Consider the following 14,719-nt stretch of genomic DNA (forward strand, 5'->3'; position numbering starts at 1 on the left):
GGTCGACGCGCCGTCACCATGAGAATTCTGAGAATCGTGTTAGACCAGGTCAGGGCATCGGAGACGGACTGTGACGGGGGCCGCTAGGCTGGTCTGAGCCGCGGGCGCGGGTTGAGGTTCACCCCCTCGACCGTGATACGCTCCCCCGGTTGTTTCGGGCGAGTGGCGGAATGGCAGACGCGCTGGCTTCAGGTGCCAGTGTCCTTCGGGACGTGGGGGTTCAAGTCCCCCTTCGCCCACACAAGTGGAGAAAACCCCGGCTTCTGGCCGGGGTTTTTCCGTTGGCGGGAAAGCCCCGAGCTCACTCTGGGTTGCTCACCTTGTTCTGCTGAGTTCGTCCGCGGCGCGCCGATGGCTGATGGCCCCCGTCGGCGGGCATCTCGGAGGCGTGGCAGACCTGATTTCCGCCGGCGCGCTTGGCGGCGTACATCGCGGCATCGGCGGCCTCGACGATTTCGTCGAGGAGCCGCAGGTTGACTTGGGAGTCGTTTTTCAGCGGTGCGCAGGCGGTGCCGATGCTCGCCGTCACCGGTACCGGCAGCTCGGCGATCGCCTGGCGCAGCCGTTCGGCAACGACATCCGGCGAATCGGGGTGGTCGACGTCGGCGATGACGAATTCCTCGCCGCCGGACCTGCCGATGATGGCGGAGAGGCCACAGTTGTCGGCCAGCGCCTCGCTGATCAGGATCAGCGCGGCGTCGCCGGCCGCGTGGCCCGCGGTGTCATTGAGTTTCTTGAAGCTGTCCAGGTCGATGACGATGACGATGAGTCGGCCGGCCTCGCTGTCGTTGCGCATGATCAGCTCGTAGGCCGACTGGTGGAACGACCGCCGGTTGTGCAGCCCGGTCAGCGGATCGCGGCCAGAGCTGCGCAGGTCGACGCGCAGCGTCTGCGCCAGCGACAGGACGCCGAACGGCAGGCCGACGTTGAGCGTTGCGACGATTGCCACCGCCGCGGCCGTCAGATAGATGTCGCCGGACGAGGAAACGAGCCGAGCGGCCAGGATCACCGCGCAGACCGCGGCTATCGCGCCGTTGGCCACCACCTCGTGGGCGGTGTGGAAGTAGGCGACAAAGCCGCCGATCACGGCGAACGTCGCGCACCCCATCAGGCCCACGTAGTCATTGGAGTACGACAGCGCGGCGGCGGCGATGGTCGCGGTCGAGGTGAACGAGAACAGCAACGACTGGCGGCGGGTGGGCCAACGCAGCAGAAAGGGGACCGCCGCCGCCAACGCCAACGCGGCCGCGGCGACGCAGACCGTGACGGCCACCGGGCCGTCCGGCCCCTGCGGGCTCTTGATCATCAACGCGGTCGACGACGCGAGAGCCAGGGTCGCGGTGAAGATCAGCGTCCGCCAGATTCCCTGCTGGTTGCGATCATGCAGGTAGACGCTGATCCAGTCGTATTGGTCAGCGTGACGTGGTGGCAGCGCTCCCCACCGAAGCATGTGTCATCCCCATTCCGACGGGAAGTCTCGCTGTGATTGCGGAATCAATTTTGCCAGCTATGAGCCGAAGTGCTCAGTCCTTGGTTCTCGTCGAGTCCGGCGACGGCGTTTCGGCCGGCCTGCTTGGCTCGGTACATCGCGGCGTCGGCCCGGGCGGTGACGGTCGCGCTCGATTCGCCGGGTGCGGACGACGTGGCCCCGATGCTCAGGGTCGTGGTGATCGTCAAACCGAATTGGTGGATGGGTTCCGCAGCGAGTGCGCGAATCCGTTCACCTACCTCAACGGCCTTTTCGGTGCTCTCGACACCCGGAAGGAGAATCAGTATCTCGTCGCCGCCGATCCGGCCCACGGTGTCTTCCAGATGGACGCACTCACGCATTCGGGCGGCGATGGTCGACAGCACGGCGTCTCCCACGGCGTGGCCCCAGGTGTCGTTGATCTGTTTGAAGTGGTCCATATCGCAGTACAGGACACCCAGTCGAGCCTGCGGGTCCTTGAGCGCAGCGTCGAAACGGGCCAGCGTCTCCCCGCGGTTCACCAGACCGGTGACGCTGTCGATGCGGGCCAGTTCCCGGAGCCGGTTGCGCATGTCGTCCACGGCAGCCGAGATCTCCGCGATCTCGCGGGGACCGCCCTGGCCGATGGGCTGGTCGTAGTCGCCGTCGGCCACCGCGCGCACTGAGCGCACCAACCGTGAGACGGGCTGGGTGAGCATGCGTCGCACCGTGATGATGCATCCGACGACGCTGACCACGAGGAGACTCAGGGCGATCCACTGGCTGTTGCTCGCGGTGCGGAGCACCGAGCGGATGTGCTCGATCTCCTCGGTGATGAGCTTGTCGAGCCGGGCGTTGACCGCTCGGAAACGTTCTCGGAGCGGGTCGAACAGATTCTTCGCGTCGAGGACCATCTGATTGAGCAGGGCGCGCGGAACCGACCCGGTTTTGAGTGCGGCGATCTGCGGGTCAGCGGCCCGGCTCTTCCATATCGCGGCGACGGCCACCTCTTCGGCGAACAACGCGCGCAGGTCGTCGGCGTACGGCATGCCGACCAGCTCCCGCTGGAGTTCGGGCACCAGGCGGTTGACGGTGGCGGTTCCGGCCTCGTACAGGTCGAGCGCGATCGGATTGCCGGTCAACAGATACGCCCGCTGTCCGGTCTCCTGGTCGACGAACGCGCGACTCAGTTCAGAGCTTTGGTTCCTGATCGGGATCAGCCGGTCACCGAGGTTGTGCAGTGCGTTGCCGACGGTGATCCGACCCGCGATCGATGCCGTCATCGACGCGACGAACACCAGCGTTATGGCGCCGACGGAACAGAAGATCAGCGCTCGCAGGGATGGCCGCCGCCTGCTCGAACTAGGCACAGCGTTTGACCCTAAGCCACCCAGGTCAGCGCAGCGCGGTTCGGTGCGCTGGGCGCGAGCGACACGCTTGCGGTGGGCTGTTCTAGTTGTGCACCGAGCCCGCGGGCAGATCGACGCCGATCTCGTCGCAGATCGGCGGGATGATGATCAACGCACCGCGCGGGCTGCAGAACGGAGTGCCCGGCGGCAGCGGCGCAGCCGGCGGGGCGGGCGGCAACGGCGGCGGCGGTGCCACCTGCTGAGGCGCGCCGCGCCAGGGATATAGCGTGCTGGTGCTCACGTCGACGATGCCGTACGAGTTCCAGTACCAGTCGTGGCAGGCGTTCTGGTCCCAGCTGAGAACCTGGCCACCAGGAATGGCCGGATCACCGGGACACCAATGGGTGCACGTCAATCCCTGCGGGCAGTTGCCGCCCTGATAGCTGGGCCCGTCTGCGCTCGCAGCGCCTGCCCCCAGCGCCAACCCGGCTGCCAGGACCGCCCCGGAAACCATCATCGAGGTCGTGAATCGCGAGATCTGTTTCATGTAGCCAGTTCAATCCCGGAGTCCGACTACCGATCCCAACTCGCCGTGGCCGATCAGCGGTCGACGCGGGCCGGCCGGCTGATCCGGGTCTGGTTGCCGCCGGCCCGCTTGGCTGCGTACATCGCGGCGTCGGCCGCCCGGATCAGATCGTCCATCGCGGCGACACTGTCCCACCGCACGATGGCCGCGCCGACACTGGCAGTCACCGGTTGAGGCAGCGCGGCGATCGCCTGGCACAGCTGGGTGGCTAATTCCTCGGCCAGCTCGGCGGGCACGGCGTCGACCACGATGAACTCCTCGCCGCCGAACCGCCCGATGATCGCCGAACTGTTGCTGTTCTCGCGAAGCGCCCAGCCGACGGCGGTCAGGGCCTGATCACCGGCGATGTGACCGTAGGCGTCGTTGAGTTTCTTGAACTCGTCGAGATCGATCATCACGACGATGAGGTGCATATCGTGTCCGGGGGATGTCAGTAGCAGCGACGCCCGTTCGTAGAACGCGCGCCGATTGAGGACGCCGGTGAGCGGATCCTGATCGGAGCGCACAACATCGGCGCCCATGGTGCGCATGACCGCTTGAATCGCCAGGGGAACCGCGAGATTCAGTTCGACGACCAACCACCACCCCGCGGCGGCAACGGCCCACCCGTAGTGCGGCACCACGCGGATCGCGCACAGGGCACCGACGGCCATCCCGAGGACGACGATGAACGTGATCGCTTTCGAGTTGTGGAAGAACGCGGCGTAGCCGCCGATGACGGCCATGCCGGTGCAGCCCATCAGGGCGACCATGGGATAGGTCTGCATCACGCAGCCGACGGCAATGAGCGAGCTGCCGAAGCAGGCCATTCGCAGCGATTGCCGCCGGCTCAGCCAGCCGCGCAGCCACAGGGTGCTGTAGGTGATCCCGGTGAGCACCGCGGCGGTGCCGAATGTCCACGCCCACACCGGTGGGACGTTGCGCATGGTCGGGGTGGCCGCACCCATCAAAATCAGGCCCGCCGACATCATCGCCATCAGCACTTTGGTGGGCCAGGCCAGGCCGCGCGCCCTCAAATACCCGGACAGCCACTCGAACTGGTCGGGTAACCGCCACCATCGCGCGAGCGGCCCCCCGGCCTGGTTGCCCGGTCCGGAGGCCCGCTGGTCGTTCACCGCGCCATCCCTCCCCGCATGGCGTTCACGGTAGCCCGAGCAAATCGGTAGCGAGGTGAAATATCAACGGCGACAGAAATTAACTCCTGCGTGAGCCGACTCGCGCGGCTGTTGCCGTCGGGAGCGGCGTAGGACTGGCTAACCTGTTTGAATGGGCACGCAAACGGTCCCCGGCGGAGTGGTACACGAGCTTCCGGCAGATTTGCGGACCGCGCTGCTGGGCAACGACACCGCGCTGGCGGCCTGGAACGACATCACGCCGCTGGCGCGCAACGAGTTCATCTGCTGGGTCGAGGACGCCAAGCAGCAGAAGACTCGCGAGCGGCGCATCCGCCGGACCCAGGAGGAACTGGAAGAAGGTATGCGCCGGCCCTGTTGCTGGCCGGGCTGCAAGCACCGCGAGCGAACCGGCAAGGCTTAGCCGCGTGGCGTGAGGCCGCGCAGCAGTACCGCCAACCCGAACTCGAATGCGTCGTCGGCCCGCGCCGGCTTGGGCGCACCGGTCGCCAGCGCGGCGGCCAGCTCGGGCCCGACCTCGGCACCCGATTCCCACGGCTCCTCGGGTGCGGCCAGATCCAGCGCGGACCCCAGCACGAAGCAGTCCATCAACGTGATGGCCCGCAGGGTGTCGGCGGCGTCGAACCCGGCGCGGTGCAGGGTCACCGCCAACATGTTGTACATCCGGATGGCGTGACTGCTGTTCACGGCGTAGGCGGTCAACAGGGGAATCAGCCGCGGATACCGGGCGTAACTCCGCCGGTAGGACCGCAGGATGTCGGCGACCGCCTCAGCCCACGGGCGGTCCGGTTGATCGTCGGGAAGCTGCACCTCGGACATCGCGCGCTCGCGCAGCAGCTCGACGATCTGGCCGCGGCCCGACACGTGGTTGTAGAGCGATGACGGACTGACCTGCAATTTGCGCGCCAGGTCGGGCATGGTGAATTCGCCGGTGGCACGCACCAGGTCCATGGCGGCCGACGCGATCCGGTCGGTCGACAACAGCGGTGTCGGCGGGCGGCCCATCAAAGTCTCTCTTCCTCTTGCGAAGAATTATGAGCCAGTTCACACTAAAACGAAATAGATTCGTTTTAGGAGTTCGATGATCACCCTGACTGCCCGAGCGCCCGAACCGCTGTCCCGGTCGGCGCCATCGCAGCGTCCGCCGCTGCGGGTCGGCCTGGTCCAGCACCGCTGGCGACCGGACCGCGTGGAACTCGTCGCAACAGTGCGTGCCGGCATCGACACCGCTGCCGGTGAGGGTGCGTCGGTGGTCTTCCTGCCGGAGATCACCCTGCTGCGCTATCCGGCAGATCGCCCGGCCGGCGCCAACCCGGCGGCCCTGGCCGAGGATCTGGAGAACGGTCCCACCTTCGACCTGGCGGCAAGCGCGGCGCGGGCCAACGGGATCTTCGTGCACGCCTCGCTCTACGAACGCACCCCTGATACGCACGATGGCCTGGGTTACAACACCGCGATCCTGGTCTCCCCGGCGGCGAACTCGTGGGGCGGACCCGCAAGCTGCACATCCCGATCTCGGCCGGCTACTACGAGGACACCTATTTCCGGCCCGGCCCCGATACCGACCCGTACCCGGTCTACGCGCCTGACGGACTGGACGCTCGCATCGGGATGCCGACCTGTTGGGACGAATGGTTTCCTGAGGTCGCGCGGAACTACTCGCTTGCCGGTGCCGAGGTGGTCGTCTACCCCACCGCCATCGGATCCGAACCGGTCTTCCCCGACTTCGACACCCGGCCGCTGTGGCAGCAGGTCATCGTGGCCAACGGCATCAACAGCGGCCTGTTCATGGTGGTGCCCAATCGCGTCGGAGACGAAGGCGCCGTGACGTTCTACGGCTCCTCCTTCATCTCCGATCCCTACGGCCGGGTACTGGTGCAGGCACCGCGCGACGAGGAGGCCGTGTTGATCGCGGACCTCGATCTCGACCAGCGCCGAGATTGGTTGGAGCTCTTCCCCTTCCTGCTGACCCGACGGCCGGACACCTACTCCGCGCTGACCCGGCCCGTCGTCGCCGACGAGCCCTACGGCGCCGGTCACGCCGCGACGGCGGTGGTCAAGTGAGCTCGACGCTGTTCACCGGCGGTGTGGTGTGGACCGGTGCAGGGCAGGAGTCCGATGCCCTTCTGGTGATCGACGGGGTCGTTCGTGCGCTGGGCGCGCACGCCCGAGAACTGGCTGCCGACGCGGACTGTGAGCACGTCGACCTCGACGGCGGGTTCCTGATGTCGTCCTTCGGCGACGGCCATGCGCATCCGCTGTACGGCGGGTTGGAAGCAGTCGGTCCGCCGGTCCGTGGCTGCGGCACCATCGACGAAATCGTCACTGCGGTCAAGGTTTACGCCGAGGAACACCCGGACGAGGAATGGATCGTCGGCGCGTCGTATGACGGCAGCCTGGCCGAGGGCGGACTGTTCGATGCCCGGTGGCTCGACGCCGCGGTGCCGGACCGCCCGGTGGTACTGCGGGCCTGGGATTACCACACAGTGTGGTGCAACACCGCGGCCATCGAGCGCGCGGGCATCACCGCCGACACACCCGACCCGGTTCTCGGCGAGATCCCCCGGCGCCCGGACGGTTCGGTGCTGGGTACGTTGCGGGAATGGGGCGCAACGGATCTGGTGATGAACGTGATGCCGCCTCGCGACGAGCGGCAGCGCATCGGCGCGCTCGGCACCGCCGCCGACTACTACCTGGCTCGCGGTGTCACCTGGGTGCAGGACGCCTGGGTCGAACCCGGCGACGTCGCAACCTATGTCGAGGCGGCTCGCCAGGGCGCACTGCGCATGCGGTTCAACCTCGCGTTGTACGCCGACCCGCGGCACTTCGATTCGCAGATAACCCAATTCGCTGAGTCGCGACGTGCGGTCGAAGAGGCCGGATCTCCCCTGCTGACGGCGAACACGGTGAAGTTCTTCGCCGACGGCGTGGTCGAGAACGAGACGGGTGCGCTGCTGGCGCCGTACTGCTCGGGGCTTCACTCGCACGGTATGCAGAACTGGGAGGGCGACTCGCTGGCCGAGGCAGCACGCCGGGTCGACGAGCTCGGACTGCAGATCCATATCCACGCCATCGGCGACGCCGCCGTCCGCCAGGCTCCGACGCCATCGAGTACACTGTGTCGCGCAACGGGATTCGCGATCGCAGGCCGGTGATCGCCCACGTTCAGCTGGTGGACGACACCGATATCGGCCGATTCGCGGAGCTTGGCGTCATCCCCAACATGCAGCCGCTGTGGGCGCAGATGGATGCGTTGATGACGGTGCTGACCATCCCCCGGCTCGGCGTCGAACGCAGCGACCGGCAGTACCAGATGCAAACGCTGAACCAATCCGGTGCGGCGCTGGCGTTCGGCTCGGACTGGCCCGTCTCCTCGGGTGCCCCACTCGACGGCATCGCCGTGGCGACCTCCCGGCTGACCACCGAAGGCCAGCCGGAAGGCGGTTGGACGCCGCACGAGATCGTGCCGATCGAGCGGGCGCTGTCGTCGTACACCGGAGCCGTTGCCTACCAGGCCTATGCCGAAAACACTTGGGGAGTGATCACTCCCGGCGCCAGCGCCGACCTGGTGTGGCTCGACCGGGATCCGCGGAACACACCGCCGCTGGATCTGCCGGGCGTGGGCATCCACGCCACATACTTGCGCGGTGCGCAGGCCTACCGGGCTGACGAAGGAAAGGTACGACCATGACCGCGGAGTTCATCACCGGCCCCCACGAGGGGCACTTGAAACGAGCGCTGGGCCTGCCGTCGCTCGTGCTGTTCGGCTTGGTCTACATGGTCCCGCTGACGGTGTTCACCACCTACGGCATCGTCACCGAGACCTCGGGCGGCCGGCTGCCGCTGGCCTACATCGTCACGCTCATCACGATGGTGTTCACCGCGCTGTCCTATGCACGGATGGCGGCGGCCATTCCGGTCGCCGGTTCGGCATACACCTACACGCAGCGCACTTTCGGCGCGCCCGTCGGCTTCCTGGCCGGGTGGTCGCTGCTGCTGGACTATCTGTTCCTGCCGATGCTGAACTACCTGGTCATCGGGCTCTATCTCAACGCGGCGCTGCCCGCGCTGCCCGCGTGGGTCATCGTCGTCGTGTCGATAGCGATCGTCACGGTGCTCAACATCATCGGCATCGTGTCCGTCGCTCGGGCCAACTTCCTCATCATCGCGATCCAGGCGATCTTCATCGTGGTGTTCGTCGCCCTCGCGATCGCCAAGACCACCGGCTACGGAACCGTCGACCTGTTGGCGCCTTTCACCGGTGACGGCACAGCGGGCGGCATGAGCCCGATCCTGGCCGGCGCGGCGATCCTGTGTCTGTCGTTCCTCGGGTTCGACGCCGTCTCCACGCTGTCGGAGGAGGCACGTGACGCCAAACGCACGGTGCCGCAGGCGATCATGATCGCGACGGTCGTCTCGGGGATCATCTTCATCCTGCTGTCCTATGTGTCGCAGCTGGTGTTCCCGTCCAACAAGTTCGCCGACGTGGACACCGGTTCGACCGACGTGATGCTGGCCGCGGGCGGGGCGTTCGTCAACACGTTCTTCACCGCGGCGTACGTGGCCGGTGCACTCGGTTCGGCGTTGACCTCGCAGGCGTCGGTCGCCCGAATCCTGTATGCGATGGGCCGCGACGGCATCCTGCCCCGCAAGGTGTTCGGGCATGTGTCCGCCAAGTACAGCACCCCGGTCTACGCCATTCTGACGGTCAGCGTCATCTCGCTGCTCGCGATCTGGATCGATCTGACCATCCTGGCGTCGGTCGTCAGTTTCGGTGCGCTGGTGGCGTTCTCGGTGGTGAACCTGTCGGTGATCAAGCACTACTTCGTCGACATGCGGGAACGCAACATCCTGCTCAATGTGATCGCTCCGGTGATCGGCTTCCTGCTCACCGCCTGGCTGTGGACAAGCCTGTCGGGTAGCGCGCTGACGATCGGATTGATCTGGCTCGCAATAGGATTCGTCTGGCTGCTGGTGGTCACGCGCGGCTTCCGGCGGCCCACCCCGGTGTTGGACCTGGAATACGAGTGAGCCCGCAGGGCTCGGACCCGCTGGCCGGCTACCCCGTCACCGCCCCGCCGCTGCGGGGGCGGGTGTGGTTCGACCAGAGCTGGCTGGATCTGACGTTCGTGCACTGGCCGGTGCGCCCCGCCGACATCGCGCACCTCTACCCCGCCGGTGCCCGCCCGGATGTCTTCGACGGCATGAGCTATGTCGGGTTGGTGCCGTTCCGGATGGGTTACACCGCAGTCGGCCCGACCCCGCCGGTGCCGTACTTCGGTTCCTTCGCCGAAACCAACGTGCGGCTCTATTCGGTGGACGACGCGGGCCGGCACGGGGTGCTGTTCCGGTCGCTGGAATCCGCACGGCTGGCGGTGGTTCCGGCGATCCGCATCGGCATGGGGATCCCCTACACCTGGGCCCGGATGCGGATCACCCAGACATCGGATCAGATCAGCTACGACAGTGTCCGGCGCTGGCCGCGGCGCGGGCTGCGCAGCCGGGTGACGGTGCGCCCGGGCGAGCCGGTCGAGCCGACCGCGTTGGAGACCTGGCTGACCGCGCGTTGGGGCGCGCACACCCGCAAGGCCGGCCGGACCTGGTGGGTGCCCAACTATCACGGCCCGTGGACTCTGCAGTCGGCGCGGCTGCTGGACCTCGACGACCAACTGGTCGCGGCCGCCGGGGTACGCACGGCCGGGGAACCGCTGCGGGCGCTCTACTCCCCCGGCATGCGAACGCAGTTCGGCCGTCCGATCGCGGTCGGCTGAGACGCCGCTCGCAGTAAGCTCGCAGCCATGGCTGTGCGGGTGCGGATCTCGAGGGCGCTGATGGCCGCCGCCTGCGGCGCTCTGTTCGTGGCTGCACCCGTCGTTGTCGCCGCCCCGGCCAACGCCTGCCCCACCGGGCATCTGGCTGATCCGATCACCGGACAGTGCTACGTGGCCAACGGTGTCCCGAGTGTGGGTGGCATCCCGTGCATTCCGGGCAAGTCGATGGGGACCTGCCTGGGGATTCTGCAGAACCAGTCGCCGCGCGGCGGCGGCCCGCCGGTCGGCGGGCCCTGGCCCTAACGCTGATCGTCTGCCGCGTTACCGCTGGTGAAGTCGACGGCTTGCGCGAGAATGTTCGCCACCACCGACTCGACCCTCGACTCGATCGAGAACGCCAGCGTGGAACTCACGGCGGACACCGCCTGGGTGCGGAACCGAACCAGCATCGTGATCATCTCGGTGACTTCGGGATCCGGCGGTAACGGGGATCCGGGAGTGAGCCGTTCGCCGACGTGGTCCACACCGGCTCGCACCAAGATCCCGCTGATCTGGTCGATCAGGGGCGCAATCTGCTCGTGAAGGTCGATGAGCGTCCCGAGGGCCACGCCGTACTGGCGGATCTCGTTGAAGGCCTCGACCAACTTGGGACGCACAACCGTGGCATCGTGCCCGTCGTCCTCGAGCCGGATCATGTCGAGTCCGACCATCCGGTCGAATCCCTCGTCGTCGTCGACGAGCCTGCGTGCTTCGGCGACCGACATCCGCTCAGGCTTCTCGGTGGCCCAGCTTCCGGCGATCGCCGATTCCAGCCCCAGCATGTCCCCGACGTTCTTGCCCTGTTCCCACGCCGAGAGCATCTCGTTGACATGGGCGATGGTGTATCCGCGGTCCAACAGCGAGGTGATCATTCGCAGTCGGGTCAGGTGGGTGTCGTTGAACAACGCGATCCGCCCGACCCGCAGCGGCGGGTGCAGCAGACCGCGGTCGCGGTACACGCGGACGTTGCGGGTCGTCGTCCCGGCCAGTCGCGCCAATTCGTCGATGCGGTACTCCCCCGCCGCCGCCACCCCATGCGGCTGCACCGCGGCGTCGAACAATTGCGACACTGCTGCTTCGACGACGTCGCGGGAACCGCGGCGCAGCCGCCGCAGAATGCTCGGGATCGGACCCGTCATCTCACGCCGTCGACACGACCACACGCGGCCGGGCATCGGATGCCACGGCCTCGTAGTCCTCGAACCGGAACTGTCGCATCTGTCGAAGATACTGCGTCGCGAATCCCGGATACATCGAGGCGTTGAACCCATCGGCTGTCAGGTACCAGCTGTTGCACCCCGACATCCAGGTGGTCTTGGTCAATCGCTTCTGCATCCGCTCGTTGTAGCGGCGCTGCGCATCGGCCCGCACGTCGAGGTAGCGCAGGTTTCGGCGCAGGATGGCGGTGACTCCGGTGACGGCATAGTCGATCTGGCCTTCGACGTAGACCAGTAGCGAATTGTGGCCGGGTCCGGAGTTCGGGCCGGTCATGAAGAACAGGTTGGGGTAGCCGTGCGCGCTCGCGCTCTTGTATGCCTCGGCGTGCTCGCGCCATTCCTGTTGCAGCGAACGGCCATCGAGCCCGGTCACCGGGAACGGCGGACCCGACAGGTGCACGTCGTATCCGGTGGCGAACACGATGGCATCGACGTGATGCTCGATGCCGTCACTGGTCCGGATGCCGACCGGGCTCAGGGTGGCGATCGGCCAGTCGATCAGCTTGCAGTTGTCGCGCTGCAACGCCGGGTAGTAGTCACTGGACACCAGCATGCGTTTGCAGCCCGGGGTGAACTCCGGGGTGAGCTGGCGGCGCAGCCACGGGTCGGCCACCGAGCGTCGTAGATGTGCCTTTCCGAGCCGGGCGACCAGCCGGCTGGCAGGCGTGTCCCAGACCAGCGCCGCCGCGCTGGCCTCATGGCCCCAGTACAGCGCCTGACGGGCCAATGCCTGGGTGGCAGGCACTTTGTCGAAGAGTTCCTGCACTGCGGTCGGCATCGAGATGTCCAGCCGCGGTAGCACCCAGCCGGGTGTCCGCTGGAACACCTTGACGGCCGCGGCGGTCTTGACCAGTTCGGGCACGATCTGCACCGCGCTGGCACCGGTGCCGATCACCGCGATCCGCTTGCCTGCGACGTCGTAGTCGTGATCCCAGGCCGCGCTGTGGATCTTGCGCCCGCGGTAGCTGTCGATCCCGCGGATGTCGGGAAATTTGTGGTCGGCCAGCGGACCTGATGCCAGGATCACGGTGCGAGCCTGAATCTGTTTGCGCCCCTTGGCGGTCACCGTCCAGATCCCGGCCTGGCCGTCGAAGCTCAACCCGGTGACCTCGGTGTCGAACCTGATCAGCGGACGCAGTCCGAACTGGTCGGTCAACGACTCGATGTGGTCGCAGATCTCGGCGCCCGTCGGGTACGCACGCGACCAGGTGGGGTTCTGGACGAACGAGAACGAGTACAGCAGTGAGGGGATGTCGCAGGCTACGCCGGGGTAGGTGTTGTCCCGCCAGGTGCCGCCGACGCGGCCGTTGCGTTCGACGATGACGATGTCGTCGACGCCGGCCTGTTTGAGCTTGATGGCGGTGCCCAGTCCGGTGAATCCCGCGCCGACGATGACGGTGTCATGGATGTGCTTGGTGGCGACCATGTCTCAGGCCGCCGGCTCGTGGGTCAGTTCCTTGAACCAGCTGGGGATCGGTTTGAGCAGTCTGCGCGGTATCCGGTCGGACGCCCACACCATCGGATTGGCGACCCAGTGATAGGGGTTGCCGGGGTTGATCGCCAGGTGGGCGTGCAGTTTGAGGATGTGATAGGTGGGGACCCGGTGCGTGTACTCGCCGCGCTCGCCGAGGGTGCGGAATCGCTTGACCGCGTTGTAGAGCCGCTCGGGTTCCAGCCCCATCCCGACGATCTCGTTGCGTATCCGATTGAGCAGCGGGATGTACATGATCGCACCGATGATCAGGCCGGGGGTGGCGACATTGCCGACGAACTCGATCGCCAGCCGCCGCAGATCGGCGTGACCGATCATGTCGAGAACCTCGAAATCGACGGCTATGTGCCGGGATTCGTCGTTGTTGATCTTCTCGAAAACCTGGTGGCAGACGGGGTCGTCGACCTCCTCGAGCAGGAACTTGAGCAGCGCGCCGTCGAGCGCGACTTCGAGCATCGGGATGACGGTGCCAAGGATCGACAGGGACATCGAGTCGGCGTAGGTGTCCAGCCAGTCCATCGCCAGGCGGATGTTGACGTTCGGCTCGGGCATCTCACCGTCATCGAGCATGCCCCACCGCTTCATCAGCGCGAGTTCGGCGTTCGCATGACGCTGTTCCTCGGCGTGGAAGTAGCGGTAGATCTCGGCGATGGTCGGGTTGGGCGCTTTCTTGGCCAGCGCGGCGAACCCGCGTGCGCCGATGTTCTCGATCCAGCACAGATCGGCCATGAACGCCTTGAGTTTCGGGCGCTGGTCGTCGGTGATACGTTCGGCGCCGGGAGCGTTCCAGTCGATGTCGGCCAGCGCCCACTGCCGGTCTTTGATCTTGGCCAGCATGACGTCCATGTCGATTGCCATCGATCCTCCTAGGTGGTGACGCGGGTGATGAGCCCGGCGGCGCGGGTGTACACCGTCGGAGTGAAACGTTTGATGCCCCAGCCGATTCGGGCTTCGGGTTGCGGCATGCAGTAGAGGCCGCCGCGATCGAGGGTGTCCAGGCACATCCGGGCGACGCGGTCGGCGGAGAAGCCTGTCCACCGCATCAACTGCTCGGCAAGCTGCGTCGTCTCGGCGGGGATGCGGCCCGATTCGAGGATGTTGGTCTTGACGAAGGTGGGGCACAGAACCGTGACATTGACTCTGGTGCCGGACATTTCCGCGGCAAGGGTCTCCGACAGGGACAGGGTGCCCGCCTTGCTGACGTTGTAGGCGGCCATCCCGGGCGCGGCGCCGAACGCCGCGGCCGACGCCACGTTGATGATCCCGGCGGGACGGCCGGATTCGCGCAGGATCGGGGCGAAGACGTGGCAGCCGTGGATCGGTCCCCACAAGTTGACGTTGAGCACCCAGGTCCAGTCGGCGAGATCCATATCGCCGATCGTCGTCCCGCCCGCCCCGACACCGGCGTTGTTGACGACCAGCGTCGGTGGCCCGCCGAACCACGACTGTGCCTGTTCGGCAAGGCGAAACACGTCGTCGACCTGGGTGACATCACAGGAGACCGCCAGCGCACGGTCGCCGATTGCCTCGGCAGTCTTGCGCGCTGCGCCCTCATCGATGTCGCTGCACACCACGCGGCCGCCCCGGGCGGCCAGCTCGGTGGCGAAGGCGGCTCCGATACCGCTGCCTGCGCCGGTGATGACGGCGTCGGCGTTGCGGCTACGTTTCGTTCCGAAGATACCCAT

Annotated in this window: 13 protein-coding genes, 1 tRNA gene and 2 pseudogenes; 7 read left to right on the forward strand and 9 right to left on the reverse strand. The window is 66.8% G+C overall.

The window, feature by feature from the left end; genetic code table 11:
- Positions 1 to 156 precede the first annotated feature (156 nt).
- Positions 157 to 239: transfer RNA gene (locus D3H54_RS00120), tRNA-Leu, on the forward strand.
- A gap of 62 nt (positions 240 to 301) precedes the next feature.
- On the opposite strand, the gene D3H54_RS00125 is transcribed toward D3H54_RS00120, so the two are convergent.
- From D3H54_RS00125 to D3H54_RS00140, 4 genes are all read right to left on the reverse strand, one after another.
- A complete protein-coding gene (locus D3H54_RS00125; RefSeq protein ID WP_149377322.1) occupies positions 302 to 1,450 on the reverse strand; it encodes a GGDEF domain-containing protein in 1,149 nt (382 codons plus the stop codon).
- 44 nt (positions 1,451 to 1,494) lie between these two features.
- Entirely contained in the window at positions 1,495 to 2,817 is a 1,323-nt protein-coding gene (locus D3H54_RS00130) for a diguanylate cyclase domain-containing protein (protein ID WP_286199057.1), read from the reverse strand.
- A gap of 82 nt (positions 2,818 to 2,899) precedes the next feature.
- Positions 2,900 to 3,343: a hypothetical protein gene (locus D3H54_RS00135; protein ID WP_149377323.1), complete on the reverse strand. Its 444-nt coding sequence runs from the start codon at positions 3,341 to 3,343 to the stop codon at positions 2,900 to 2,902.
- Positions 3,344 to 3,396: 53 nt separating this feature from the next.
- Positions 3,397 to 4,359 (reverse strand): GGDEF domain-containing protein, encoded by a 963-nt coding sequence (locus D3H54_RS00140; RefSeq protein ID WP_432246453.1) that lies wholly within the window; start codon positions 4,357 to 4,359, stop codon positions 3,397 to 3,399.
- 289 nt (positions 4,360 to 4,648) lie between these two features.
- Between D3H54_RS00140 and D3H54_RS00145 the strand changes: the two genes are divergently transcribed.
- Positions 4,649 to 4,918 (forward strand): YdeI/OmpD-associated family protein, encoded by a 270-nt coding sequence (locus tag D3H54_RS00145; protein ID WP_149377325.1) that lies wholly within the window; start codon positions 4,649 to 4,651, stop codon positions 4,916 to 4,918.
- On the opposite strand, the gene D3H54_RS00150 is transcribed toward D3H54_RS00145, so the two are convergent.
- Positions 4,915 to 5,520 carry a TetR/AcrR family transcriptional regulator C-terminal domain-containing protein gene (locus D3H54_RS00150; protein ID WP_149377326.1) on the reverse strand — a complete coding sequence of 202 codons (606 nt, stop codon included), beginning with the start codon at positions 5,518 to 5,520 and terminating at the stop codon, positions 4,915 to 4,917. The two genes, D3H54_RS00145 and D3H54_RS00150, sit on opposite strands and share 4 nt — an antisense overlap.
- A gap of 76 nt (positions 5,521 to 5,596) precedes the next feature.
- Here D3H54_RS00150 and D3H54_RS00155 point away from each other — a divergent pair.
- The 5 genes and pseudogenes from D3H54_RS00155 (at position 5,597) to D3H54_RS00175 (ending at position 10,589) form a co-directional block, all read left to right on the forward strand.
- A pseudogene (locus tag D3H54_RS00155) lies at positions 5,597 to 6,579 on the forward strand (nitrilase-related carbon-nitrogen hydrolase).
- Positions 6,576 to 8,206 (forward strand): annotated as a pseudogene (locus D3H54_RS00160) (amidohydrolase). Before D3H54_RS00155 ends, D3H54_RS00160 begins: the two co-directional pseudogenes overlap by 4 nt.
- A complete protein-coding gene (locus D3H54_RS00165) occupies positions 8,203 to 9,546 on the forward strand; it encodes an APC family permease (protein WP_149377327.1) in 1,344 nt (447 codons plus the stop codon). The pseudogene D3H54_RS00160 and the gene D3H54_RS00165 overlap by 4 nt, the downstream one beginning before the upstream one ends.
- Positions 9,543 to 10,286, forward strand: coding sequence for a YqjF family protein (locus D3H54_RS00170; RefSeq protein ID WP_286199058.1), 744 nt, complete (start codon positions 9,543 to 9,545; stop codon positions 10,284 to 10,286). The genes D3H54_RS00165 and D3H54_RS00170 overlap by 4 nt, the downstream gene beginning before the upstream one ends.
- A 27-nt stretch (positions 10,287 to 10,313) precedes the next feature.
- On the forward strand, positions 10,314 to 10,589 hold the full coding sequence (locus tag D3H54_RS00175; protein ID WP_149377329.1) for a hypothetical protein: 276 nt from the start codon (positions 10,314 to 10,316) through the stop codon (positions 10,587 to 10,589).
- Here the strand turns inward: D3H54_RS00175 and D3H54_RS00180 are convergent.
- From D3H54_RS00180 to D3H54_RS00195, 4 genes are read right to left on the reverse strand one after another with little or no spacing between them, the layout of a single operon-like run.
- Positions 10,586 to 11,464 carry a MerR family transcriptional regulator gene (locus tag D3H54_RS00180; RefSeq protein WP_149377330.1) on the reverse strand — a complete coding sequence of 293 codons (879 nt, stop codon included), beginning with the start codon at positions 11,462 to 11,464 and terminating at the stop codon, positions 10,586 to 10,588. The genes D3H54_RS00175 and D3H54_RS00180 overlap by 4 nt on opposite strands.
- 1 nt (position 11,465) lies before the next feature.
- Entirely contained in the window at positions 11,466 to 12,968 is a 1,503-nt protein-coding gene (locus D3H54_RS00185) for a flavin-containing monooxygenase (RefSeq protein ID WP_149377331.1), read from the reverse strand.
- A 3-nt stretch (positions 12,969 to 12,971) separates the two neighbouring features.
- Complete coding sequence (locus tag D3H54_RS00190; protein ID WP_149377332.1) at positions 12,972 to 13,892, reverse strand: ferritin-like domain-containing protein; 921 nt, start codon at positions 13,890 to 13,892, stop codon at positions 12,972 to 12,974.
- Positions 13,893 to 13,900: 8 nt separating this feature from the next.
- On the reverse strand, positions 13,901 to 14,719 hold the full coding sequence (locus D3H54_RS00195) for an SDR family NAD(P)-dependent oxidoreductase (RefSeq protein ID WP_149377333.1): 819 nt from the start codon (positions 14,717 to 14,719) through the stop codon (positions 13,901 to 13,903).

The sequence above is a fragment of the Mycobacterium sp. ELW1 genome (genome assembly GCF_008329905.1).
In the GTDB taxonomy this organism is placed as follows: Bacteria; Actinomycetota; Actinomycetes; order Mycobacteriales; family Mycobacteriaceae; genus Mycobacterium.